This window comes from Paeniglutamicibacter sp. ORCA_105 (assembly GCF_045798545.1).
In the GTDB taxonomy this organism is placed as follows: domain Bacteria; phylum Actinomycetota; class Actinomycetes; order Actinomycetales; family Micrococcaceae; genus Paeniglutamicibacter; species Paeniglutamicibacter sulfureus.
Genome location: NZ_JBIXLM010000102.1, coordinates 1 through 346, shown reverse-complemented (window position 1 = coordinate 346; position 346 = coordinate 1). Strand labels below are relative to the sequence as shown.

1 protein-coding gene is annotated in these 346 nt (G+C 67.1%); it reads right to left on the bottom strand.

Annotated elements, in window-relative coordinates; translation table 11 throughout:
• Positions 1-243, bottom strand: a 243-nt coding sequence (locus ACIPUB_RS20145) for an SH3 domain-containing protein (RefSeq protein WP_407609006.1), incomplete at its 3' end; no start/stop codon positions are given.
• Between the last annotated feature and the right edge of the window lie 103 nt (positions 244-346).

Sequence of the window (346 nt, the reverse complement as noted above, 5' to 3'; positions counted from 1 at the left end):
AACCGCCGTGCCCTTGGCAAGAACCGTCAACGACCTGGAATGCGTGCCCGGATCCTGCCGCAGGTTCAAGTTCGCACTCGTCCGATGCGTCGCAGCCGACGTGGGAGCCGGCGCCTGGCCGGCGCTCCTCGCCAAGTAATTGGAACTCACCCAACCGGTCCGCGAACCGGCCTTGACCTCCCACCAAACACCGCTGGCCTTGCCCGTCCGGGCAACCGCCGTCCCTTTGGCAAGAACCGTCAACGACCTGGAATGCGTGCCCGGATCCTGCCGCAGGTTCAAGTTCGCACTCGTCCGATGCGTCGCAGCCGACGTGGGAGCCGGCGCCTGGCCCGTACTCCTCGCC